At 67.6% G+C, this 21,126-nt stretch carries 16 protein-coding genes and 1 pseudogene; 8 read left to right on the forward strand and 9 right to left on the reverse strand.

The window, feature by feature from the left end; genetic code table 11:
- The 3 genes from DPV74_RS25850 to DPV74_RS25860 form a co-directional block, all read right to left on the reverse strand.
- A partial coding sequence (locus DPV74_RS25850; RefSeq protein WP_205571943.1) for a dihydroxyacetone kinase subunit DhaK occupies nucleotides 1-521 on the reverse strand: 521 nt, incomplete at its 3' end.
- A gap of 248 nt (nucleotides 522-769) precedes the next feature.
- Nucleotides 770-1,909, reverse strand: coding sequence for a sigma-54-dependent Fis family transcriptional regulator (locus DPV74_RS25855; protein WP_205571944.1), 1,140 nt, complete (start codon nucleotides 1,907-1,909; stop codon nucleotides 770-772).
- Complete coding sequence (locus DPV74_RS25860) at nucleotides 1,864-3,096, reverse strand: acyl-CoA dehydrogenase family protein (RefSeq protein WP_240440018.1); 1,233 nt, start codon at nucleotides 3,094-3,096, stop codon at nucleotides 1,864-1,866. Before DPV74_RS25860 ends, DPV74_RS25855 begins: the two co-directional genes overlap by 46 nt.
- A gap of 468 nt (nucleotides 3,097-3,564) precedes the next feature.
- Here DPV74_RS25860 and msuE point away from each other — a divergent pair, with 468 nt between their 5' ends.
- The 4 genes from msuE (at nucleotide 3,565) to DPV74_RS25880 (ending at nucleotide 8,218) form a co-directional block, all read left to right on the forward strand.
- Nucleotides 3,565-4,125 (forward strand): FMN reductase, encoded by a 561-nt coding sequence (gene msuE, locus DPV74_RS25865; RefSeq protein ID WP_042975766.1) that lies wholly within the window; start codon nucleotides 3,565-3,567, stop codon nucleotides 4,123-4,125.
- Between the two features lie 36 nt (nucleotides 4,126-4,161).
- A complete protein-coding gene (gene sfnG / locus DPV74_RS25870) occupies nucleotides 4,162-5,265 on the forward strand; it encodes a dimethylsulfone monooxygenase SfnG (protein WP_119338220.1) in 1,104 nt (367 codons plus the stop codon).
- A gap of 174 nt (nucleotides 5,266-5,439) precedes the next feature.
- Nucleotides 5,440-6,669: an SfnB family sulfur acquisition oxidoreductase gene (locus tag DPV74_RS25875; RefSeq protein WP_162923140.1), complete on the forward strand. Its 1,230-nt coding sequence runs from the start codon at nucleotides 5,440-5,442 to the stop codon at nucleotides 6,667-6,669.
- 100 nt (nucleotides 6,670-6,769) lie between these two features.
- Nucleotides 6,770-8,218, forward strand: a complete 1,449-nt coding sequence (locus tag DPV74_RS25880) for an APC family permease (RefSeq protein ID WP_080982082.1) — start codon at nucleotides 6,770-6,772, stop codon at nucleotides 8,216-8,218.
- A 46-nt stretch (nucleotides 8,219-8,264) separates the two neighbouring features.
- Here DPV74_RS25880 and DPV74_RS25885 read toward each other — a convergent pair whose 3' ends face one another.
- Nucleotides 8,265-9,608, reverse strand: a complete 1,344-nt coding sequence (locus DPV74_RS25885) for a PLP-dependent aminotransferase family protein (RefSeq protein ID WP_119338222.1) — start codon at nucleotides 9,606-9,608, stop codon at nucleotides 8,265-8,267.
- 292 nt (nucleotides 9,609-9,900) lie between these two features.
- On the opposite strand from DPV74_RS25885, the gene DPV74_RS25890 reads away from it, so the two are divergent.
- The gene (locus tag DPV74_RS25890; RefSeq protein ID WP_060357894.1) at nucleotides 9,901-10,686 is read left to right on the forward strand and encodes a sulfite exporter TauE/SafE family protein; all 786 of its coding nucleotides are present in this window, start codon (nucleotides 9,901-9,903) and stop codon (nucleotides 10,684-10,686) included.
- 102 nt (nucleotides 10,687-10,788) lie between these two features.
- Nucleotides 10,789-12,040 (forward strand): annotated as a pseudogene (locus DPV74_RS25895) (epoxide hydrolase family protein).
- Between the two features lie 30 nt (nucleotides 12,041-12,070).
- Here the strand turns inward: DPV74_RS25895 and DPV74_RS25900 are convergent.
- Nucleotides 12,071-12,718: a LysE family translocator gene (locus tag DPV74_RS25900; RefSeq protein ID WP_119338223.1), complete on the reverse strand. Its 648-nt coding sequence runs from the start codon at nucleotides 12,716-12,718 to the stop codon at nucleotides 12,071-12,073.
- A 110-nt stretch (nucleotides 12,719-12,828) separates the two neighbouring features.
- Here DPV74_RS25900 and DPV74_RS25905 point away from each other — a divergent pair, with 110 nt between their 5' ends.
- Nucleotides 12,829-13,680, forward strand: coding sequence for a LysR substrate-binding domain-containing protein (locus DPV74_RS25905; RefSeq protein ID WP_027792175.1), 852 nt, complete (start codon nucleotides 12,829-12,831; stop codon nucleotides 13,678-13,680).
- Nucleotides 13,681-13,708: 28 nt separating this feature from the next.
- Here DPV74_RS25905 and DPV74_RS25910 read toward each other — a convergent pair whose 3' ends face one another.
- Nucleotides 13,709-14,599 carry a LysR substrate-binding domain-containing protein gene (locus DPV74_RS25910; RefSeq protein WP_060197425.1) on the reverse strand — a complete coding sequence of 297 codons (891 nt, stop codon included), beginning with the start codon at nucleotides 14,597-14,599 and terminating at the stop codon, nucleotides 13,709-13,711.
- A 153-nt stretch (nucleotides 14,600-14,752) separates the two neighbouring features.
- On the opposite strand from DPV74_RS25910, the gene DPV74_RS25915 reads away from it, so the two are divergent.
- On the forward strand, nucleotides 14,753-17,812 hold the full coding sequence (locus DPV74_RS25915) for an FAD-binding and (Fe-S)-binding domain-containing protein (protein WP_119338224.1): 3,060 nt from the start codon (nucleotides 14,753-14,755) through the stop codon (nucleotides 17,810-17,812).
- Nucleotides 17,813-17,902: 90 nt separating this feature from the next.
- Here DPV74_RS25915 and DPV74_RS25920 read toward each other — a convergent pair whose 3' ends face one another.
- From DPV74_RS25920 to DPV74_RS25930, 3 genes are all read right to left on the reverse strand, one after another.
- On the reverse strand, nucleotides 17,903-18,205 hold the full coding sequence (locus DPV74_RS25920) for a hypothetical protein (RefSeq protein ID WP_059685469.1): 303 nt from the start codon (nucleotides 18,203-18,205) through the stop codon (nucleotides 17,903-17,905).
- Between the two features lie 87 nt (nucleotides 18,206-18,292).
- The gene (locus DPV74_RS25925; RefSeq protein ID WP_021160717.1) at nucleotides 18,293-19,447 is read right to left on the reverse strand and encodes a branched-chain amino acid ABC transporter substrate-binding protein; all 1,155 of its coding nucleotides are present in this window, start codon (nucleotides 19,445-19,447) and stop codon (nucleotides 18,293-18,295) included.
- 637 nt (nucleotides 19,448-20,084) lie between these two features.
- Nucleotides 20,085-20,984, reverse strand: coding sequence for a DMT family transporter (locus DPV74_RS25930; protein WP_119338225.1), 900 nt, complete (start codon nucleotides 20,982-20,984; stop codon nucleotides 20,085-20,087).
- Nucleotides 20,985-21,126: the final 142 nt, after the last annotated feature.

Below are 21,126 nucleotides of genomic sequence, written 5' to 3' on the forward strand. Positions count from 1 at the left end.
CGTGCGAGCGGCAGCCCGCGCGCGGCAGCCGCGCCGGCGAGCTTGTGGATCAGCACGGTGCCGGCGATCCCGCGCCGCTGGCCGCGCTCGACGCGGCCGCGCAGCGAGACGTCGTCAGCGACGATCACCGTCTCGACCGGAATGCCTTCCGCGCGCGCGAGCTCGGCGGCGAGCCCGAAATTGAGCCGGTCGCCCGTGTAGTTCTTCACGATCAGCAGTGCGCCGTTCGGGCCCGCGCTGGCGCGGATCGCGGCGAGCACCGCGTCGGTGGACGGCGACGTGAACACTTCGCCGCAGACGGCCGCGCTCAGCATCCCTTCGCCGACATAACCGCCGTGCGCGGGCTCGTGGCCGCTGCCGCCGCCAGAGAGGACGGCGACGGGGCGCTGCGCCGGCTCGGGCAGCGGCTGGCGGACGAGCACGTGCTCGTCGCCGAGGATCGCGACATGCGGCGACTGCCGCGCGATGCCTTCCAGCATTTCTCGGACGACATCGGACGGGCGGTTGACAAGCTTTTTCATGGCGACGGGTTCCGGACGGGTGAACGAGGCACGGCCGGGCCCGCACGGGCGCCGGACGGCCTTTCGTGTTGCGGAGGATCGTGCGTGCGCCCTGTCGCCGGGCCCGGGCGGTCATGCAACGGACGACCGGATGCGGGAGGGGAACGAGGCGCGCGCCTCGCGCCACGATACATCAGGTTCGAACCTTGCCGCACGGATCGCGGCGCGAAACGCGCCGGAGCGGGGCGGCGGCGTGCTCCCATGCGCGGCTACTTCATTGCCGCGATCTCCTTCGCGCGAATCAGCCTGGCGCGCAGCACGTTGCGGCTGATGCCGAGCAGCCGTGCGGCCTGGATCTGGTTGCGGTGGCTGAATTCGAACGCGACGCGCATCACGGTGTCCTCGATGCGCTCGAACAGGTTGCCGTGATCCTCGTCGAACAGCGCACGCAGCGCGCGTTCGAGCGCAGCCTGCGCGCCGGTTGCCGGGTCGGGCTCCTGCGCCGGTGCATGCACGGCGGCCGTCGCGTCGGGCGACGCGAGATGCAGGTCGGCCTCCTGCAGTGCGTCGTGGCGGCTCACGAGCAGCGCGTGATGGATCACGTTCTCGAGTTCGCGGATATTGCCGGGCCAGCCGTATGCCTGGAGCCGGCGCTCGGCGCGCGGGTCGATGCTGCGCGGCCCGTAGCCGAGGCGGCTCCGGTAGTCGTCGAAGAAGTGGCGCGCGAGCGGCAGGATGTCGCCGGGGCGCTCGCGCAACGTCGGCACCGCGAGCTGCACGACGTTGAGCCGGTAGAACAGGTCGCCGCGAAACTGCCCGTGCGCGACGGCCTGCTGCAGATCGACGTTGGTCGCGGCAACCACGCGCACGTCGATCGGCACGCCCGCGCGCGAGCCGAGCCGCACGACCTCGCGCTCCTGCAGCACGCGCAGCAGCTTGACCTGCATCGACAGCGGCAGGTCACCGATCTCGTCGAGAAACAGCGTGCCGCCGTTCGCGGCTTCGAACCAGCCGGGCTTCGCGCTGAACGCGCCCGTAAACGCGCCCTTCTCGTGACCGAACAGTTCGCTCTCGACGAGCGTCTCGGAGAAGGCGCCGCAGTTCACCGCGACGAACGGCCCGTTGCTGCGGCGACTGAGGCCGTGCACGTGCCGCGCGATCAGTTCCTTGCCGGTGCCGGTTTCGCCGACGATCAGCACGTTCGCGTCGCTCGGTGCGACCAGGCGAATCCGTTCGAGGAGCGCGACCGAGCGCGGATCGACGAACACCTGCGCGCGGGCGCGAATGGATGTCGCCAGCGCGGGCCGGTCGGGCAGCGTGAGGACGGGCGCGGCGTCGGGCCACGCATCGGAAGGGGAGCGGTTCACGAGTAGAAGCCCGGCGTCGGCCAGGTTCGCTTGAGCGCCCATTCGCCGATCTCGCGAATCTTGTACGCGAGCGGATCGTGGAGCGTATGGGTGCGCAGGTTGCGCCAGTGCCGGTCGAGCCGCAGCGCGCCATGCGTCGCGCGTGCGCCGGCGACGTCGAACATGCGCGTGCAGAGATCGAGCCCGGTGCGGGTGGCCGACACCTTTGCAGCGGCCGTGGCGAGCGCGACCTCGCCGCGCTCCGCATGCGTGAGCGCCGCATCGCGCGCCCACGCGGCGTCGAGGCGATCCGCCGCGCGGTCGGCGAGCACGCGCGCGGCTTCGAGCCCGACCCAGAATTCGCCGTACTGGCCGAGGATGTACGGATCGTCGCCGGTGCTCGCGACCTGCGCGCCGGGCCACGGCCGTGCTTCGTGCAGCGTGTAGTGCCGCGCGTCGCTGAACGCGGCTTCGGCGATGCCGAGATACACGTTCGTCAGCACGAGCTGCGCGACGAGCGGGCGCAGGCACGCGAACGGCGTCGACAGCGGGCCGGGGTCCGTCAGCAGTTCGTGTTCCTCGACGCGCACTTTCTCGAACGTGACCGTGCCGCTGTCGGTCTGGCGCTGGCCGATGTTGTTCCAGTCGTCGGCGATCGAGATGCCGCTGCGCTGCGTCGGCACGGCCGCGATCAGGAACGCGCGCGTCTGCGCGTCGTGCGCGGACGCGATCAGCATCTGCGAATCGAGCGCCCCCGAACAAAAACTCTTCTGGCCGCTGAACTCGTGCCATGCGCCGCGCGAACGGCTGACCGTGCGTTCGTCGAGCGGATTCAGCGCATTGCCCCAGAACCACTGCTGGCGCGCGGTTCGCTCGAACCACGATTCCCACTGCGCGGGCGTGCCGAACAGCCGCACGGTTGCGAGCATCAGGTGATGGAAGCCGAATACGTGCGCGAGCGAACTGTCGGCGGCCGCGAGCACGCGGACCGCGTCGAACGTCGTGCGCCAGCTTGCGCCGAGGCCGCCGTAGGCGGCGGGGATGCTCAACGCGAGGAGGCCGCTGTCGCGCAACTGGTCGCGCTCGGCCTTCGGCGTGCCGCCCTGCTGGTCGCGTTCGGCCGCAGTTCGTGCAAAGCCGGCCGCCAGGCGCCCGGCGGTTTGCAGCGCGTCGGGAGGGGACGGTTCGTCGCGGGACGGCGCGACGACGCGCAGGCTTTCCGCGCGGGGCGATACGGAAATGGATGTCATGGCGATGAATGCGTCGGGTCGCTGCACGAAAACGGCCAGGCTGCATCGGGCGTTGCCGACCGGGTGCTGCGTGATCAGCAGAGTGTTCAACGTTTTGCGCAACGCGGGAAACATCGATTTCTGATAACCAATGCCGGATTGCTGCGCTGGACGCTGCGCGCCTGCCGGAATCCGTGCGGAAGCGGAAAAATGCGTCCGCCGCACACTGCGCTGCTGATTACGCAGCAGTGCATCAGCAGCGCTGTTTCCCCCAGTTCATCGTGCTGCGGAATATGGTTGTGATGCCGTGGCTGGCACGCTTATCAACGTGTGTCGATCGGCGGGCGCGCCACGACAGGCCGTCGATCGCGATGCATTTCGTCATGCAGACGATCGTTTTTCATCGCCGTCGTCGAAATGGCACGCTCCTTGCTGACCCATGACGTGGCGGGTGCATCGGCACCCGATTCGACAATGGGAATGCAACCGATGAGCAATGCAATCAACGTGGTCGCGATATCGGGCGGCCTGCAGCGGCCATCGCGCACGCTGGCGCTGACCGACGCGATTGTCGCGGCACTCGGCGCCGCGCTGCCGATCGACACGCGGCTGATCGAACTCGGCGAGATCGGCAGCCGGCTGGCCGGCGCGCTGACGCGCGCGCAGGTGCCGGCCGACCTCGACGCGCAGATCCGTGCGATCGAGACGGCCGATGCGCTCGTCGTCGCGAGCCCCGTGTATCGCGCGTCGTACACGGGCCTCTTCAAGCACCTGTTCGACCTTGTGCATCACGAGGCGCTGGTCGACGTACCCGTGCTGCTCGCCGCCACCGGCGGCAGCGAGCGTCATGCGCTCGTGATCGACCATCAGCTCCGGCCGCTGTTCAGCTTCTTCCAGGCACGCACGCTGCCGATCGGCGTGTATGCGTCCGAAAGCGATTTCGACCAGTACCAGATCGCGAGCCCGGCGCTGCGTGCGCGCATCGCGCTCGCCGTCGATCGCGCGGTGCCGCAGCTGCGCCCGCATGCGCTTTCCGTCGCGGCCGCCTAGGCCGCCTGCGTTTTCCCTTCCGACCAGGACACACTCATGAGCCATACCGACTCTTCCGCCGACGGCGTCAAGTTCGCCTACTGGGTGCCGAACGTCAGCGGCGGCCTCGTCGTCAGCACGATCGAGCAACGCACCGACTGGAGCCTCGAATACAACCAGCAGCTCGCACGCGCGGCCGAGGCGGCCGGCTTCGAGTACGCGCTGAGCCAGATCCGCTTCACGGCCGGCTACGGCGCCGAATACCAGCACGAGTCGGTGTCGTTCAGCCAGGCGCTGCTGCATGCGACGACGAAGCTCAAGGTACTCGCCGCGATCCTGCCGGGGCCGTGGCACCCGGCCGTGGTCGCGAAGCAGCTCGCGACGATCGATCACATCTCGAACGGACGCATCGCGATCAACGTCGTGAGCGGCTGGTTCAAGGGCGAATTCACCGCGATCGGCGAGCCGTGGCTCGAGCACGACGAACGCTACCGGCGCTCGAAGGAATTCATCCAGGCGCTGAAAGGCATCTGGACGCAGGACAACTTCACGTTCAAGGGTGATTTCTACCGCTTCAACGACTACACGCTGAGCCCGAAGCCGGTGCAGAAGCCGCATCCGGAAATCTTCCAGGGCGGCAGCTCGCGCGCGGCGCGCGACAACGCGGCGAGCGTGTCGGACTGGTATTTCACGAACGGCAATACGCCGGAGAACCTGAAGGCGCAGATCGACGACATCCGTGCGAAGGCGGCGGCGAACAACCATCGCGTGCGCATCGGCGTCAACGCGTTCGTGATCGCGCGCGATACGGAGGAAGAGGCGCAGGCCGTGCTCGACGACATCATCCGGCACGCGCACGTCGAGGCCGTGCACGCGTTCGGCGATGCGGTGAAGCAGGCCGGCAAGGCGTCGCCGGAGGGGGAGGGCAACTGGGCGAAATCGACGTTCGAGGATCTCGTGCAGTACAACGACGGTTTCCGCACGAACCTGATCGGTACGCCGCAGCAGATCGCCGAACGGATCGTCGCGCTGAAGGCGATCGGTGTCGATCTCGTGCTTGCGGGGTTCCTGCATTTCATCGAGGAGGTCGAGTACTTCGGCCAGCGCGTGCTGCCGCTCGTGCGCGAACTCGAGGCTCAACGGCAGGCGGTTGCCGCGTGACGCGGGGGCCGGTGCGCGGCGGGCACGTACACGTGCCGCGCACCGGCCGATCGAAGGGGCGACACCGGCGGTTCTCGCGGGTCGACCCGGTTTGGCGTTTCGGATATCGAAACAGGAGGTCGGCGGATGCTTCCCGGCGCCGCCGGCCGGTTCATGAGCTTTGCCGGAATCGACATGTCTACGGAAATCATCGAAGAAAACGTGCAACCACAAGCGGGCGCCAAGCCCGTTCCCGTCATCGGCTCGGATGCCGAGGCGCTCGACGTCGCGCGCCATGTCGCGGCGCGACTGGCCGAGCACGCCGCGCTGCGCGACCGCGAGCGGAAGCTGCCGTTCGACGAGATCGAACTGTTCTCGTCGAGCGGGCTGTGGGGCATCACCGTGCCGCGCGAATACGGCGGCGCGGAGGTGTCGAACGTGACGCTCGCGGAAGTGATCGCGATCGTTTCAGAGGCGGACCCGTCACTCGGCCAGATCCCGCAGAACCACTATTGCCTGATCGAGGACATCCGCCTCGAGGGCAGCGATGCGCAGAAGCGCTTCTTCTTCGATCTCGTCCTGAAGGGCACACGCTACGGGAACGCGTTTTCCGAAGCCGGTGGCAAGAACGTGCTCGATATCCGGACGCGCGTGCATCGCGACGGCGATGCGTTCGTGCTGAACGGCCGCAAGTTCTATTCGACCGGCACGCTGTTCGCGCACTGGATTCCGGTACTCGCGCTCGACGAGTCGGACCAGGCCGTGCTCGCCTTCGTGCGGCAGGGTGCGCCGGGGCTGACCGTCGTGGATGACTGGAGCGGCTTCGGGCAGCGCACGACCGCGAGCGGCACGGTGATCGTCGAGAACGTGCGTGTGAGCCCGTTCGAAATCTTCCATACGCAGCGTTCGTACGATCGCCCGACCTTCGCGGGCCCGTTCGCGCAGATCACGACCGCCGCGATCGACCTCGGGATCGCGCGCGCCGCGCTGCAGGACACGATCGCGTTCGTGCAGCAGCATGCGCGCCCGTGGATCGACAGCGGCGTCGAGCGCGCGAGCGAGGACCCGCTGACGGTCGCGCAGATCGGCGACATCGCGTACCGCGTGCACGCGGCCGAAGCGCTGCTCGCGCGCTCGGGCCGCTTTGTCGACGCGGCGAAGCGCGAGCCGGGCGAGGAAACGGTCGCGCAGGCCGCGATCGCGGTGGGCGAGGCGAAGATCGCGACGACCGAGGTCGCGCTGCTTGCCGCGAGCAAGCTGTTCGAGCTCGGCGGCAGCAAGTCGACGCTGGCGAAATACAACTTCGACCGCCACTGGCGCAACGCGCGCGTGCATACGCTGCACGACCCGGTGCGCTGGAAGTATCACGCGATCGGCAACTACTACCTCAACGGCGTGAAGCCCGCGCGCCATTCCTGGAACTGACCGGCTCGCGCCGGCCGCCGTCACCACCCTCACCATCACCACCACCACCGCCGCGGACGGCACGCACGCGGCGCCGCTTCATTCCTGACGAGGTCAATCGATGAGTCATCCAGCAAGCCCCGCGCAGGCACTGCCCGCGCAGCATGCCGCACCGCCGGCGGGCGGCCTGCGGCGCAACTACCTGAGCCTGCCCGAACTGATTGCGCAGTCGATCGGCCTCGTCGGCGTGTCCGGCGGGATCGGCGTGCTGATCCCCGCCGTCTTCGCGACGGCCGGCAACGGCACGTGGCTCGCGTACCTGTTCGCGATCGTCGCGCTGCTGTTTGCGTCGTGGAGCATCTCGGTGTTCGCGCGCGATTCGGCGTCGCCGGGGGCGCTGTATGCATACGTGTCGGCCGGCATCGGGCCGGTCTGGGGCGCGATCTGCGGCTGGTCGCTGCTGATTGCCTATGCGGTGGCCGCCGCGGGCATCCTGCAGGGGACGATCAACACGTTTCTCGTGCTGGGCCGCGAGACCGGGCTGCTCGGCGGCGCGACGCCGCTCGGCGCGGTGCTCGGGCTCACGGTCGTCACCGCGTTCGCCGCGTGGTACATCGCGTTTCGCGACATCCGGCTGTCCACGCGTTTCACGCTGTTCGTCGAACTCGCGACGCTGCTGCTGATCGCCGTCGTCGTGATCGGGACGATCGCGTTCGGCGGGCATCCGGTCGATCGCGCGCAACTGACGCTCGAAGGCGTGAAACCGACCCAGCTGCAGCTCGGGATGGTGCTCGCGTTCTTCAGCTTCACGGGGTTCGAGAGTGCGACCGTGCTCGGCGCGGAAGCGCGCGACCCGTTTCGCGCGATTCCGCGCGCGGTGCTGATCAGCGTCGTCGGGCCGGCGATCCTGTTCGTGATCGGTGCGTACGGGATGGTGAGCGCGTTCCACGGGCAGACGCCGCCGCTCGACCGGGTCGACGGCCCGCTCGCGGTGCTCGCGCATCGGCTCGGCGCCGGCTGGGTCGGCGTGCTGATCGACGCAGGCGTGGCGTTGAGCTTCTTCGCGGCGTTCTTTTCGTCGATCAATGCGGCGGCGCGGATCGTCTATACGTTCGGGCGGCAGGGCGTGCTGCATGCGTCGACGGGCCACGCACACGAGCGCAATGCGACGCCGCACGTCGCGGTGGCGCTGATCGCGGTGCTGGCGCTGGTCACCGCGCTGGTATTCACCGCGCGCGGCACCGCGCTACTCGATTCGTATGGCTATCTCAGCTCGATTGCCACGTATGGCTGGCTGCTTGCATACGTGCTGGTGGCGATCGGCGCGCCGCTCTATCTGCGCCGCCAGCGCCGGCTTCGCGCGCGGCATGTGGCGATCAGCGTCATTGCGGTCGTGCTGCTCGCGATTCCGCTGGCCGGCAGCGTGTATCCGGTGCCGGAGGGCGTGTATGCGTGGCTGCCTTATGTGTTCGTCGCGCTGCTGGCGATCGGGCTCGGGTGGTTCCTGGTGCTGCGCGTCCGGTTTCCGGAGCGGTTGCGCGAGCTGGAGGCCGAGTTGCTGACGAAGTGACGGGGCGCGCCGTCGGACTTCGGCGCGCCGGTCGGCTGGACGGTGCTTATTCGGTCAAGTCGAAATCTTCTTCGCGGCCGTTCAGTATCGCGGTCAGTGTCCGCAGCCCGGCATCGAGCTGGTCCATGGTCGGCGCGGCCAGTGCGAGCCTTACGGCGTTCGGTGCGTGGCCGGACGAGACGGCAAACGTGGTCGACGGCGTCAGCCCGATGTCGCGCCTGGCCGCGGCCGCGACCAACGCCTGTGAGCGCCAGTGCGCCGGCAAGGTCAGCCACAGGTGGTAGCACTTGCCGTTGGTCCGGATATCGAAACCCGCGAGACGATCGATTGCCAGCGCCTGGCGCTCGCTCGCATCGATGCGCTTGAGTTGCGCGAGCTCGGCCACGGTGCCGTCGCGCATCAACCGCTGCGCGGCCGCGAATGCGAATCCCGAGGCGGTCCACCCGCCCGAGCGTACCGATGCCATGACGCTTTCGCGTAGCCGCGGCGGCGGCACGATGAATCCCAGGGTCATGCCGGGCGTGACCTTCTTGGACAGGCTGTCAATCACGATGCAGGTGTCCGGAGCGAGCGCGGCCAGTGGCGGTTCGTCGCCGAGGAAGCCGTACACGTTGTCCTCGATGACGGGAATGTCGAGCTTTTCGACCACGCGTAACAGTTCGGCGCGACGCGCGGTGCTCATCGTCATGCCCAGCGGGTTCTGGATGGCCGGCTGGATATAGATTGCCGACAGCCTGGCTTCACGGTGCGCCTTTTGCACTGCGTCGGGACGCACGCCGTCATCGTCCATCGCCAGCGGTACCAGCGAGATGCCCAGTTTGGCGGCGATGCCCTTGATGAACGGGTAGGTCAGCGCTTCCACGCCGCAGCGCCCGCCGGTCGGAACGACCGCGGCCACGGCTGCGGCAATGCTTTGCCGCCCGTTGCCGGTAAACACGAGCTGGTCCGGCGACGGCGACCATTCCGGTTGCGACAGATAGGCGGCGGCTACGTTTCTGATGGCCGCGGTGCCGATACTGGTGGCCTCGCGCAGCGCGGCATCGAGTTCCGCCGGTCGGTGCAATCCGCTCAGGCTTCGTGCAATCAACGCCGTTTGATCGGGGACGCTCGGATAGTTGAACTCGAGATCGATCCGTACGCCGCGCGGTTCCCCGGGCGCCGCCGCCCCGCGCCGCGTCTCGCCCGACACGAAGGTGCCGCGGCCGACTTCACCTACCACCAGCCCGCGTCGCAACAGCTCCGTGTAGACCCGGCCCGCCGTCGATGCGGCGATTGCATGCTGGTCGGCGAAAAGACGCTGGGGAGGCAGGCGATCGCCGGGCGCCAGTGTGCCGTCGGCGATTTGCGCGGCAATCGCGTCGGCCAGTTGCAGATACTCGGATTTGGACATGGATTGCACCGATAACAATGATTATTGAACCGAGGGCAATGTTTTTATTGCACTGAGATATGCGGCGGTGCATTCTGATTTCGTCGAGTCGATTGTACCGGGGCTGCAACGCTTGTACGACTCGGGCTGCAGGCAGCGCACCTGACCGGCGCACTGCATCGCCCCGGCATACCCATTGGAGAGGCAGTATGCATGGAACGCGTTCAACCCTGATCGCTCGCATGGCGGCGACGCAGCTACGGGCCGGCTCGCGGCAGCCCGCCGTGTGGCGTTCCGTGTCGGTGAGTCGGTCATGACGGCCGCACCGGTCGCGGTGGGGCTGCAACTGACGCTGACCACCATCCTGATCGCGTTCGCGGGCGTGTTCGTGATCGCGTTCATGCGCGGCGCGTTCGGCGGTGGATTCGCGATCATCGGCATACCTCTGCTGTCGCTCGTGATGGACCCGGTGACCGCCGGCGGTCTGCTCGCTCCGCTGTTCATCGCGATGGATCTGTTCGCGCTGCGGTACTGGAAGCCTTCGACGTGGTCGAAGCCGGATCTCGTTCTGCTGCTGCCCGGGCTGGTGATGGGTATCGGATGCGGCTATCTGGCATTTCGGTTTCTCGACCATCGGGCCATCGAACTCCTGATGGCGGCGGTCACGCTGATATTCGTCGGCCTGTGGGTGGCTGGCGGCGCGCAGCTGACGGTCCGTCCGCGTTCGCGACCGAAGGCCGTGACCGCCGGTCTCGCGTCGGGCGTCACGACGATGGTCGCGCATTCGGGCGGGCCGCCGCTCGCGATGTACCTGCTGCCGCTCGGTCTCAGCAAGGAGATGTACGCGGGAACGACGAGTCTTTTCTTTACCGTGGGCAACGCGCTCAAGGCGGTGCCCTGGATGCTGATCGTGCGGCCGACCATGAACGTCTGGGCATTGATGGCGGTCTGCCTGCTCGCCGTTCCGGCCGGCGTGATATTGGGCTGGCGGCTGCACGGCAGGCTGGACCAGCGCCTGATCTATCGGATCTGCTACGGATTGCTGGCGGTGACCGCGCTGAAACTCTTCTGGGACGGCGTTTCCGGCTATCTCGCGTGAAGCGGGCGCACTGGCGCCCGTTCCCGGTGCCAGTGCGAAGTTCTTGCGAACGACCAGTAATCAGTAGTGCAGATGTCGTTCATCCGACCAACAGGAGCGTGTATGTCGACTGATACTTCTTTGCGGACGCCGTCGCGGCGTCATTTCATGGGCGTTGCCCGACCGGCCGACGGCGACGCGTCCGCCGTGCGCCCGCTGCGGGTGCATGCGCCGGACGTGCAACTTGCCGAGCTGCGGCGGCGGATCAACGCAACGCGCTGGCCCGAACGGGAAGCGGTCGCCGACGCATCGCAGGGCGTGCCTCTCGAGACGATGCAGAAACTCGCGCGCTATTGGGCGACCAGACTACGACTGGCGCAAGGTCGAAGCGACGCTGAACGCACTTCCGCAGTTCGTCACCCGGATCGATGGGCTCGACATTCATTTCATCCACGTTCGCTCGAAACATCCGGATGCGTTGCCCGTCATCGTCACGCACGGATGGCCCGGCTCGATCATCGAGCAACTGAAGATCATCGGGCCGCTGACCGATCCGACGGCCCATGGCGGCACGGCATCGGACGCGTTCGACGTGGTGATTCCATCGTTGCCGGGCTACGGGTTCTCGGGCAAGCCCGCTGCGACCGGCTGGGATCCCGTGCGCATTGCGCGCGCGTGGATCGTCCTGATGAAACGCCTCGGATACCGGCGTTACGTGGCGCAGGGTGGCGACTGGGGTAATGCCGTGACCGAGCAGATGGCGCTGATCGCGCCGCCGGAGCTCGTCGCGATTCACACGAACATGCCGGCCACGGTGCCGGACGATATCGCGAAGGCACTCAAGTCCGGTGAGCCCGCGCCCGCCGGTTTGCCGCCGGACGAACGGCACGCGTACGAGCAGCTCGATCGTTTCTACAGGCACGGCCTCGGTTATGCGCAGGAAATGGCGAACCGCCCGCAGACGCTATACGGCATCGAGGATTCACCGGTCGGACTCGCAGCATGGATGCTTGACCACGACGCGAGCGGCCTCGCGCTCATCGCGCGCGTTTTCGATGGCCATACCGAGGGACTGACGCGCGACGACGTGCTCGACAACGTCACGCTCTACTGGCTGACCCGCACGGGCGTCTCGTCGGCGCGCCTGTACTGGGAGAGCAAGCTCGAATTCTTTGCGCCGAAGCATGTGACTATCCCGGTGGCCGTGAGCGTGTTTCCGGATGAAATTTACGCCGCGCCGAAGCGTTGGGCGCAGGCCGCGTATCCGAAACTGATTCACTACAACCGTTTGCCCAGTGGCGGGCATTTCGCAGCCTGGGAGCAGCCGAATGCGCTGTCGGAAGAACTGCGTGCGAGCTTCCGGTCACTGCGCTGAACGCGTTCGCCCGACCGTATGATTCGCGGATCACGCCACACCTGCCATCCTCGACGCATCGACCACCATCTGCACGCCGAGCCCGCCGAGGACGAGCCCCATCGCCCAGCGCTGGGCGAGCAGCAGCGTCGGGCGCCCGTGCAGGAACTTCGCGATGCTGCTGGAACAGATCGCCACCGTCCCGTTCGCGCAGGCGAATGCGGCGATCAGCAGCGAACCGAGAAACAGCGACTGGCCGAGCACGCTGCCGTTCCGGTAGTCGATGAACTGCGGCAGCAACGAAATGAACAGCATCGCGAGCTTCGGGTTCAGCACGCTGGTCGTCGCGCCCATCGCGAGCAGCCGCAGCGGCCGCTCGCTGGGCAACGCCCGCACCTCGAACGGCGAGCGGCCGCCGGGCCTGACGGCCTGCCATGCGAGATACAGCAGGTACGCCGCACCGACCACGGCCAGCCCGCTGCCCGCATAGGGCACGCTCATGAACAGCGTCGTGATGCCGAACGCCGCGCCGAACATGTAGAACAGGTACCCGATCATCACGCCACCGAGTGAAATGAGCCCTGCCGTGCGGCCCTGCGCGATCGAGCGCGACATCACGTAGACCATGTTCGGCCCGGGCGTGACCGCGAGCATGCCGCCGATGACGAGAAACCCGTAGAGCGATCCGGACGTATGCATGTCTGACGATTCCTGCAACGAGTGAGTGCTGACGGGAATCATTGTCCGATCGTGGAGGCGAACAGTAAAACGGGATAAACTGAATCGATTGATCAGTTTTTCTGAATACGATGAAAAAGCTCGACCTCGATGTGCTCGCGATGGTGGTGGCCGTCGCCGAATCCGGATCGTTCGCTCAGGGCGCGCAGGCCGTGCACCGGTCGCCGTCGGCGGTGAGCATGCAGATCAAGGCGCTGGAAGATGCGCTCGGCAAGCCGCTCTTCATCCGCGACACGCGCAACGTGACGCCGACCGGCGAAGGCACGATGCTTGCCGAATACGGCCGCCGGATGCTGGCGATGCGCGACGAGGCCTGGGCGTCGGTCGTGCGCCCGGAGATTCGCGGCCGCGTGACGATCGGCGTGCCCGACGACTACATTTCGTCGCTGCTGCCGCAGGTGCTCGGCAAGTTCGCCGCGATGCATCCGCGTGTGGAAGTGCGCGTGATCGGTCAGCCTAGCAGCGCGCTCGTGCCGATGCTGAAGGACAACACGGTCGACCTCGCGTGCCTCACGCGGATCAAGGGCGTGACCGGCGAGCTGATCCGGCTCGAACCGCTCGTGTGGGCCGGGTCGCCGAAACGCAACGTATGGGAGGAGCGGCCGCTGCCGGTGGCCTTTTTCACGCACGGCGGCAGCATGGCGCGCGATCAGGCGGTCAAGGCGCTGAACCGGCGGAAGATCCCGTACCGGATGTCCTACGAGAGCCCGAGCCACCTCGGCCTCCTCAGCATGGTGGAGGCCGGGCTCGCGGTCGCGCCGCTGGCGCGCTGCTGCATTCCCGATCATCTCGTGCAGCTGTCGGAAAGCCACGGGCTGCCGCCGCTGGGCGAACTCGAGGTCGTGCTCGCGCGCAGCGCGCAGTCCGCGCGCCCGCCGTGCGACTACCTGGCCGAGCAGATTCTCGGCGAATGGCGTACCTGAACGCGGGCAGCCCGCCGGCGGCCGTGTTTCAGCACGACTTCAGCAGCCATTCGCGGAACGCGACGAGCGACGGCAGTGTCTCGTTCCCCGGCGGATAGACGAGGTAGTAACTGCGCTGGCTGGTGATCGCGTCGCCGATCGACACGAGTTCGTTGCGGCCCAGCTCGTCTTCCACCAGCACCTTCGGCACCAGCCCGATCCCCATCCCGGCCCGCACGGCCTGGATCAGGTGCGACGTCAGCTCGAAGCTCGGGCCGATGCGCATCTGCCGATGGTCGAGCCGATAGTGCGAAAACCACTCGGCCCACGCCTGCTGGTTGCTCGTCACGCCGAGCAGCGTCTGTTTTGCGGCCCACGCCGGCGAACGCGCATCGGCCTTGCGGCGGCTGCCGGTGTCCGGCGGCGCGATCGCGATCAGGAACTCGTTGTACAACCGGTGCGCGTGCAGGCCCGGCCAGTCGCCCGCGCCGACGGTGATGGCCGCATCGAGGTCGTCGTTGAGGAAATCGATGGTGCCGATCCGCGAATGGAGGTGCACGGTCACGCCCGGATGCGCGGTGTAGAAGTCGTGCAGGTGCGGCAACAGCCATTTCGAGCCGAACGTCGGCAAGGTGGCGAGCCGCAGCGTGCCGGCGCCCGCCTGGTGGGACATCGCCTGCAGCGTCGCACCGCGGATGCGCCCCAGTGCGCCGCTCAGCTCGGCGAAGTAGCGGCGCCCGACCTCGGTCAGCTTCACGGAGCGGCCCTCGCGCCGGAACAGCGGCACGCCGAGTTGATCCTCGAGCGTCTGGACTTGCCGGCTGATCGCGCTCTGGCTCAGCGACAGCTCCTCGGCCGCGCGCGTGTAGCTTTCATGCCGCGCGGCGGCCTCGAACACGAGCAGCAGCGACATGGACGGGGTGAGACGACGGTAATTCATGAGTTTTATGCAATATTCGCCGGGTGAGAATTCGTTTGTTTCTCACGGAAATTCCAAAGATACTGGAATTCCCGGTCACGCGGAAACTTGCCAAAAAATCATGTTTCGGAGCGCGCGAACCGGCCGGCTCCACCCACACTGCGCTTTTGCCCCATGTCGATCGCCTCGTTGCCCCGTCCCGCCCGCCCGCCCGCGAATGCGTACCGTGACTTTCTCGCCGCGCTGCGGGCCGCCGGATTCGCCGGGGAGATCCGCGCGGACCATGCGAACCGGACGGTGCAGGCCACCGACAACTCGATCTACCAGCGCCTGCCGCAAGCGGTGATCTGCCCCGCGCATGCCGACGACGTCCAGCTGCTGGCACGGCTGCTCGCCGAGCCCGCGCATCGCGACGTCGCGGTGGCCGCGCGCGGCGGCGGCACGGGCACCAACGGGCAGTCGTTGACCGATGGCGTGGTCGTCGACCTGTCGCGGAACATGAACCGGATCCTCGAAATCGACGTCGAGCGCCGCTGGGTGCGCGTGCAGGCGGGCGTCGTCAAGGATCAGCTCAATGCGGCGCTGAAGCCGCACGGGCTGTTTTTCGCGCCGGAACTGTCGACGTCGAACCGCGCGACCGTCGGCGGGATGATCAACACCGACGCGAGCGGGCAGGGCAGCTGCACGTACGGCAAGACGCGCGATCACGTGCTCGAACTGGATTTCGTGCTGATGGGCGGCGAGCGGCTGCACAGCGACGCACTCGATGACGAAGAACTGGAGCGCCGCTGCGCGCGGCAGGACCGCATCGGCAAGGTCTATCGCACCGCGCGACGCATCAGCGACGACAAGGCCGCGCTGATCGAAGCGAAGTTTCCGAAGCTCAACCGCTGCCTGACCGGCTACGACCTCGCGCACCTGCGCGAACCCGACGGCCGCTTCAACCTGAACAGCGTGCTGTGCGGCGCCGAAGGTTCGCTCGGCTTCGTTGTCGAGGCGAAACTCAACGTGCTGCCGATCCCGAAGTATTCGGTGCTGGTCAACGTGCGCTACGCGGGTTTCATGGATGCGCTGCGCGACGCGCGCGCCCTGCTCGCGCACGAGCCGCTGTCGATCGAGACGGTCGACTCGAAGGTGCTGATGCTCGCGATGAAGGACTTCGTATGGAGCAGCGTCGCCGAGTATTTTCCGCAGGACGACGCGCGTCCGACGCTCGGCATCAACCTGATCGAATTCAGCGGCGACGACGCGGACGACGTCGACGCACGCGTGCGTGCGTTCGTCGAGCATCTGCGCACCGATAGCGGCGTGGAGCGCCTGGGCCACACGCTCGCGGCCGGCGACGACGCGGTGAAGCGCGTGTATGCGATGCGCAAGCGCGCGGTCGGCCTGCTCGGCAACGTGCAGGGCGAGGCGCGCCCGCAGCCGTTCGTCGAGGACACCGCGGTGCCGCCCGAGAACCTCGCCGCGTACATCGCCGAATTCCGCGCGCTGCTCGACGGTCACGGGCTGCAATACGGGATGTTCGGCCACGTCGACGCGGGCGTGCTGCACGTGCGCCCGGCGCTCGACATGAAGGACCCGAAGCAGGCGGCGCTGGTGCGGCCCGTGTCGGATGCGGTGGCCGAGCTCACGCAGCGCCACGGCGGCCTGCTGTGGGGCGAGCACGGCAAGGGCGTGCGCTCCGAATATGCGCCGGCGTTCTTCGGCGAGCTGTATCCGTCGCTGCAGCAGCTGAAGGCCGCGTTCGATCCGCACAACCAGTTCAACCCGGGCAAGATCGCGACGCCGCCGGATCACACGATGCGGCTGCTGAAGATCGACGAAGTGCCGACGCGCGGCGACCACGACCGGCAGATCGACGAGCGCGTGTGGCAGAGCTACGGCACGGCGATGCACTGCAACGGCAACGGCGCGTGCTACAACTTCGATCCGGACGACGCGATGTGCCCGTCGTGGAAGGCGACGCGCGAACGCGTGCAGTCGCCGAAGGGGCGCGCGTCGCTGATGCGCGAATGGCTGCGCCTGCAAGGGCAGGCCGGCGTCGACGTCGTCGCGGCCGCGCGCGCACGGCAGCCGTTCCTGCGCGGCCTGGCCGCGCGCTGGCGCAACAGCCGCGCGGCGCGCAACGGCGAGGCCGATTTCTCGCACGAGGTGTACGACGCAATGGCCGGCTGCCTCGCGTGCAAATCGTGCGCCGGGCAGTGCCCGGTCAAGGTCAACGTGCCCGAATTCCGCTCGAGGTTTCTCGAGCTGTATCACCAGCGCTACCTGCGGCCGGTACGCGACTACCTGATCGGCTCGCTCGAATTCACGATGCCGTGGATGGCGCGCGTGCCCGCGCTGTACAACGGGCTGATGCGCGCCGGTTGGGTGCGCACGCTGCTCGAGCGGCACGTCGGCATGGTCGACAGCCCGCTCCTGAGCCGCTTCGATCTCGCGGCCGTGATCCGCGAATGGCGCGTGAAGCCGGCCGACCCGCGGGCGCTCGCCGCGCTGAGCGACGCGCAGCGCGCACGCAGCGTCGTCATCGTGCAGGACACGTTCACGCGCTATTTCGATACCGAGCAGCTGGCGGCGCTGATCGAGCTGGCGGCGCGCACGGGTTTTCAGGTGTGGCTTGCGCCGCTCGCGCCGAACGGCAAGGCGCTGCACGTGCAAGGCTTCTTGCGCGCGTTCGAGAAGACGGCGATCCGCAATGCCGGGCAACTGGCGGCGCTGGCGCGCTCGGGTGTCGCGCTGGTCGGCCTCGATCCGGCGATGACGCTCACGTATCGGCAGGAATACCTGAAGGTGACGGGGCTCGCCGATGTGCCGAAGGTGGCGCTGCCGCAGGAATGGCTGCTGCAGGCGCTGCCGGAAGCGGACGCGGGCGGCGTGCCGCGCGTCGCCGGTTCTTACCGGTTGCTGCCGCACTGCACCGAGAAGACCAATGCACCCGACAGCGGCAAGCAATGGGCACAGGTGTTTGCACGACGCGGGCTGCGTTTGCAGGTGCAGGCAACCGGGTGCTGCGGGATGTCGGGCACCTACGGGCACGAAGCGCGCAATCTCGAGACGTCGAAGACGATCTATGCGCAGTCGTGGGCGGCGCACGTCGATGCGGCGGATGTGGAGGGCGAGGCGCTGGCGACCGGCTATTCATGCCGCAGCCAGGTGAAGCGGATGTCTTCGAAGCAGGTGCGCCATCCGTTGCAGGCGCTGCTCGATCACGTGCGGGCGGTGGGAGGATGATCGGGCGTCGCATGGCGCGGTGCCCGTGAGACGACTTCCGTTCCGGCGGCAAGCGGCAAGCGTTGAGCCGCTGTCGACGCATGCCTGCGCTCAGGCGTCGGTCTTCGTCGTTTTTCTGGAACGCGGCTTGTCCGCCGCAGGAAATACGCCGCCGCCGCGCGGCCGTTTCGGTTCGATCCGCATCTGCCGGATCACGCGCCGGAAATCGATCTCGTGCGCGGCCAGCGTGCCGATCAGTTTCGCGATGACCGCGAGGTGGGACGGGACGGTGCCCTTGCTCGAATAGTTCGTGATCGAACTTTCGTTCATCCGGATCAGGCGGGCGAACTCGCGCGCCGTCAACTGTGCCTTCCTCAACTCCTGTTGGAATTCCGCATACGCCATTGCGCACATGATGCTTCGTCTCCGTGAATCAGAAATCGGCCCGCGCGGCGCCGGCGCCGACGGGTGGCGTTCCCGTCGTGCCGGCGCCGCGGCGGGTTACATCTTCACCTGGTCGAGGAAGGTCTTCTTGCCGCTCTTGTAGCCGTAGATCGAGATGATCCCGTGCGTCAGGTCGCCCTTCGCATCGAAGGTCGTCGTGCCGATCACGCCGTCGTACTTCGTCGCCGGCATCGCCGCGAGGATCTTCGCCGGGTCGGTCGAGTTCGCGCGCTTCATCGCGTCCACAGCGATGTAGACCGCGTCATACGCGAACGGCGCATCGAACTTGATGCCCTGGTTGAAGCGCTTCTGGTACTTCGCGAGGAAGTCCGCGCCGCCCGGCATCTTCTCGAGCGCGGCGCCCGCCTGCGAGCACAGCACGTTGTCGGCCGCCGGGCCGGCCAGCTCGGCCAGCGAGTCGGTGCACACGCCGTCGCCCGACAGGATCTTCGCGCGCAGGCCGAGCTGCTTCGCCTGCTTCGCGAGCGGGCCGCCGGTGGCGTCCATGCCGCCGTACATGATCGCGTCCGGGTTCTCGCCCTTGACCTTCGTCAGGATCGCGCGGAAGTCGACGGCCTTGTCGTTGGTCGCGTCATGCGACAGCACCTTCAGGCCGAGCGCCTTCGCCTTCTTCTCGAACTCGTTCGCGAGGCCCTGGCCGTACGCGGTCGAATCGTCGATCACCGCGACGCTCTTCACGCCCTTCGCCTGCGCGTAGCTCGCGAGCGCCGGGCCTTGCTGCGCATCGGTCGCGACCACGCGGTACGTCGTCTTGAAGCCTTGCTGCGTGTAGGTCGGGTTCGTGGCCGACGGCGAGATCTGCACGATGCCCGCGTCGCTGTAGATCTTCGACGCCGGGATCGACGTGCCCGAGTTCAGGTGGCCGATCACGGCGACGACCTTGTCGTCGACGAGCTTCTGCGCAACCTGCGTGGCCTGCCGCGGGTCGGCCGCGTCATCCTGCGCATCGAGTTGCAGCGTGATCTTCTTGCCGCCGATCGTCAGGCCCTTTGCGTTGATTTCCTCGACCGCGAGGCGCGCGCCGTTCTCGTTGTCCTTGCCGAGGTGCGAGATGCCACCCGTCGTCGGTTCGACGCTGCCGATCTTGACGACCTGGTCGGCCATCGCGCCCGACGCGGCCGCGAATGCGGCGGCAGCCAGTGCGACGGTGATCAGGGGTTTGCAGCGCATGCCGACAGTGCTTCGTTCCATCTGCCATCTCCGATTTGAATGATCTTTCTATTGGACGTCTCGACCGTCCGACGGCGAGGCCGGGGCGATCGGATGAGTCTCCATACCCGTCATGGGTTTCACTTGCATCGTGTCCTGCCCGTCGGCGTGATGCCCGGATGAGCGGCCCGGGGCCTGACAGCGCGCAATTCGTATGAATATATATGAAGCCGATTTTGCGCGCTGCAGCGAATCGCGTCACGGGGCCGGCGCGGCAAGGCCGGCGCCCGAAATCCGAAAGCGCCGGATGCCGGAAATCGTGCGCCGCGGCACGCGATGGATTGCGATTCGCTGTCGACGGCCTTACGACCGCATCCATTATTCGGCCGGCGGCCGGGACGAAGCCATGGACACTGATGCGCGGTCAATCCGGAACTGTTCGGTCGATTTGTCTGCACAGTTTGGAACGTTGTGATTGCGCATCCGGTTGAGCTGCCGGGTTTCATCGGGATCGATGCCCCTATTGATGCAACTAACGGTCAAGCCTCGGCGGCGCTGGCGAACTGGCGCGAGTCGACAGCCCGCGCCATCCGATGGGCTTTGCAGATGTCGGGGTTCATCCGACCGGTTCGCTTGCGGATCGTCGGGCTGACTGTGCCGGCCCGATGCGGCGTTGCGCCTAAGCGCGTCCGCGCAACGCCACGAAGATCACGCCGGCGATCGCCAGCAGGCCGCCGCACACCGTCTCGATCCCGGGCCGCTCGCCCGTCAGCGCCATCGACAGGGCCGTCGCGACCGCCGGCGTCAGATAGAGGAAGTTGGCGGCGCGCGCCGCGCCGAAGTAGCCGAGTGCGAAGGTCCAGGTCGCGTAGCCCAGCGCGGCCGGGAAGATGCCGAGCATCAGGACGGCCAGCGTCGTGTCGCGCGACCCGCTGCCCAGTGCCCCGAGCGCGCCGGGCAGCCACGGCGTGAGCAGCAGCGCGCCGGCCAGCAGCGTGTAAGCGGTGCAGGCCAGCGCGCCGTATACCGGAATCAGCCGCCGCTGCAGCACGAAATAGCTGGCCGAACACAGGGCCGCGCCGAGAATCAGCGTGCTGCCCGCGCCGAGGACGAGGCCGCCCGGTTGCCCGCGCGCGATTACCGCGATGCCGGCGAGGCTGACGAGCGAGCCGAGCCAGCCCCAGCGATTGAAGCGCTCGCCGAGAAACACGGCAGCCAGCAGGGCCGTGAAGATCGGCAGGGTGTTCACGATGAAGCTCGCCGCGCCGGCCGACACGGTTTGCTCGCCGGTATTGAGCAGCGCGTTGTACAGCGCGATGCCGAGAAAGCCGCACAGCAGGAAGCGCAGCGCATCGCTCCGGGTCGGCACGCGCGGCCGCCGCGCCACCAGCCACGCGACGATCAGCACGGCCGCGGTGGCGAAGCGTGCCGCCGCGAGCTGAAGCGGGGTCAGGCCATGCAGGCCGATCCGGATGAACGGGAAAGCGGACGCCCACGAAACGATCGTGAAGGCGACCGCGCCGGCCGCGACCAGCGGCTGCCGCGCAGCGCGCGACGACGGTGTGGAGAGTGTGTTCATGCGGCGATGATGCGGCGTCGCGAGATGTTAAGCTAGCGCACAGATCAGCATCCGGATATGAAGATGATTCACAGCTCGAGCCGGCGGCCGGTCGGCGCTTCAGCCCGCGCGAAACAGGGCGCGGCGGCGTTGCCCGCCGCGG

Origin of the sequence: Burkholderia sp. HAN2018 (assembly GCF_024704855.1) — a bacterium.
Taxonomy (GTDB): Bacteria; Pseudomonadota; Gammaproteobacteria; order Burkholderiales; family Burkholderiaceae; genus Burkholderia; species Burkholderia cepacia.

Excerpts from the sequence above, each read along its gene's own strand:
- DPV74_RS25855 (WP_205571944.1), bottom strand. The coding sequence starts at position 1,909 with ATGGGCGCTCAAGCGAACCTGGCCGACGCCGGGCTTCTACTCGTGAAC.
- DPV74_RS25860 (WP_240440018.1), bottom strand. The coding sequence starts at position 3,096 with ATGACATCCATTTCCGTATCGCCCCGCGCGGAAAGCCTGCGCGTCGTC.
- msuE (WP_042975766.1), top strand. The coding sequence starts at position 3,565 with ATGAGCAATGCAATCAACGTGGTCGCGATATCGGGCGGCCTGCAGCGG.
- sfnG (WP_119338220.1), top strand. The coding sequence starts at position 4,162 with ATGAGCCATACCGACTCTTCCGCCGACGGCGTCAAGTTCGCCTACTGG.
- DPV74_RS25875 (WP_162923140.1), top strand. The coding sequence starts at position 5,440 with ATGTCTACGGAAATCATCGAAGAAAACGTGCAACCACAAGCGGGCGCC.
- DPV74_RS25880 (WP_080982082.1), top strand. The coding sequence starts at position 6,770 with ATGAGTCATCCAGCAAGCCCCGCGCAGGCACTGCCCGCGCAGCATGCC.
- DPV74_RS25885 (WP_119338222.1), bottom strand. The coding sequence starts at position 9,608 with ATGTCCAAATCCGAGTATCTGCAACTGGCCGACGCGATTGCCGCGCAA.
- DPV74_RS25890 (WP_060357894.1), top strand. The coding sequence starts at position 9,901 with ATGACGGCCGCACCGGTCGCGGTGGGGCTGCAACTGACGCTGACCACC.
- DPV74_RS25900 (WP_119338223.1), bottom strand. The coding sequence starts at position 12,718 with ATGCATACGTCCGGATCGCTCTACGGGTTTCTCGTCATCGGCGGCATG.
- DPV74_RS25905 (WP_027792175.1), top strand. The coding sequence starts at position 12,829 with ATGAAAAAGCTCGACCTCGATGTGCTCGCGATGGTGGTGGCCGTCGCC.
- DPV74_RS25910 (WP_060197425.1), bottom strand. The coding sequence starts at position 14,599 with ATGAATTACCGTCGTCTCACCCCGTCCATGTCGCTGCTGCTCGTGTTC.
- DPV74_RS25915 (WP_119338224.1), top strand. The coding sequence starts at position 14,753 with ATGTCGATCGCCTCGTTGCCCCGTCCCGCCCGCCCGCCCGCGAATGCG.
- DPV74_RS25920 (WP_059685469.1), bottom strand. The coding sequence starts at position 18,205 with ATGTGCGCAATGGCGTATGCGGAATTCCAACAGGAGTTGAGGAAGGCA.
- DPV74_RS25925 (WP_021160717.1), bottom strand. The coding sequence starts at position 19,447 with ATGGAACGAAGCACTGTCGGCATGCGCTGCAAACCCCTGATCACCGTC.
- DPV74_RS25930 (WP_119338225.1), bottom strand. The coding sequence starts at position 20,984 with ATGAACACACTCTCCACACCGTCGTCGCGCGCTGCGCGGCAGCCGCTG.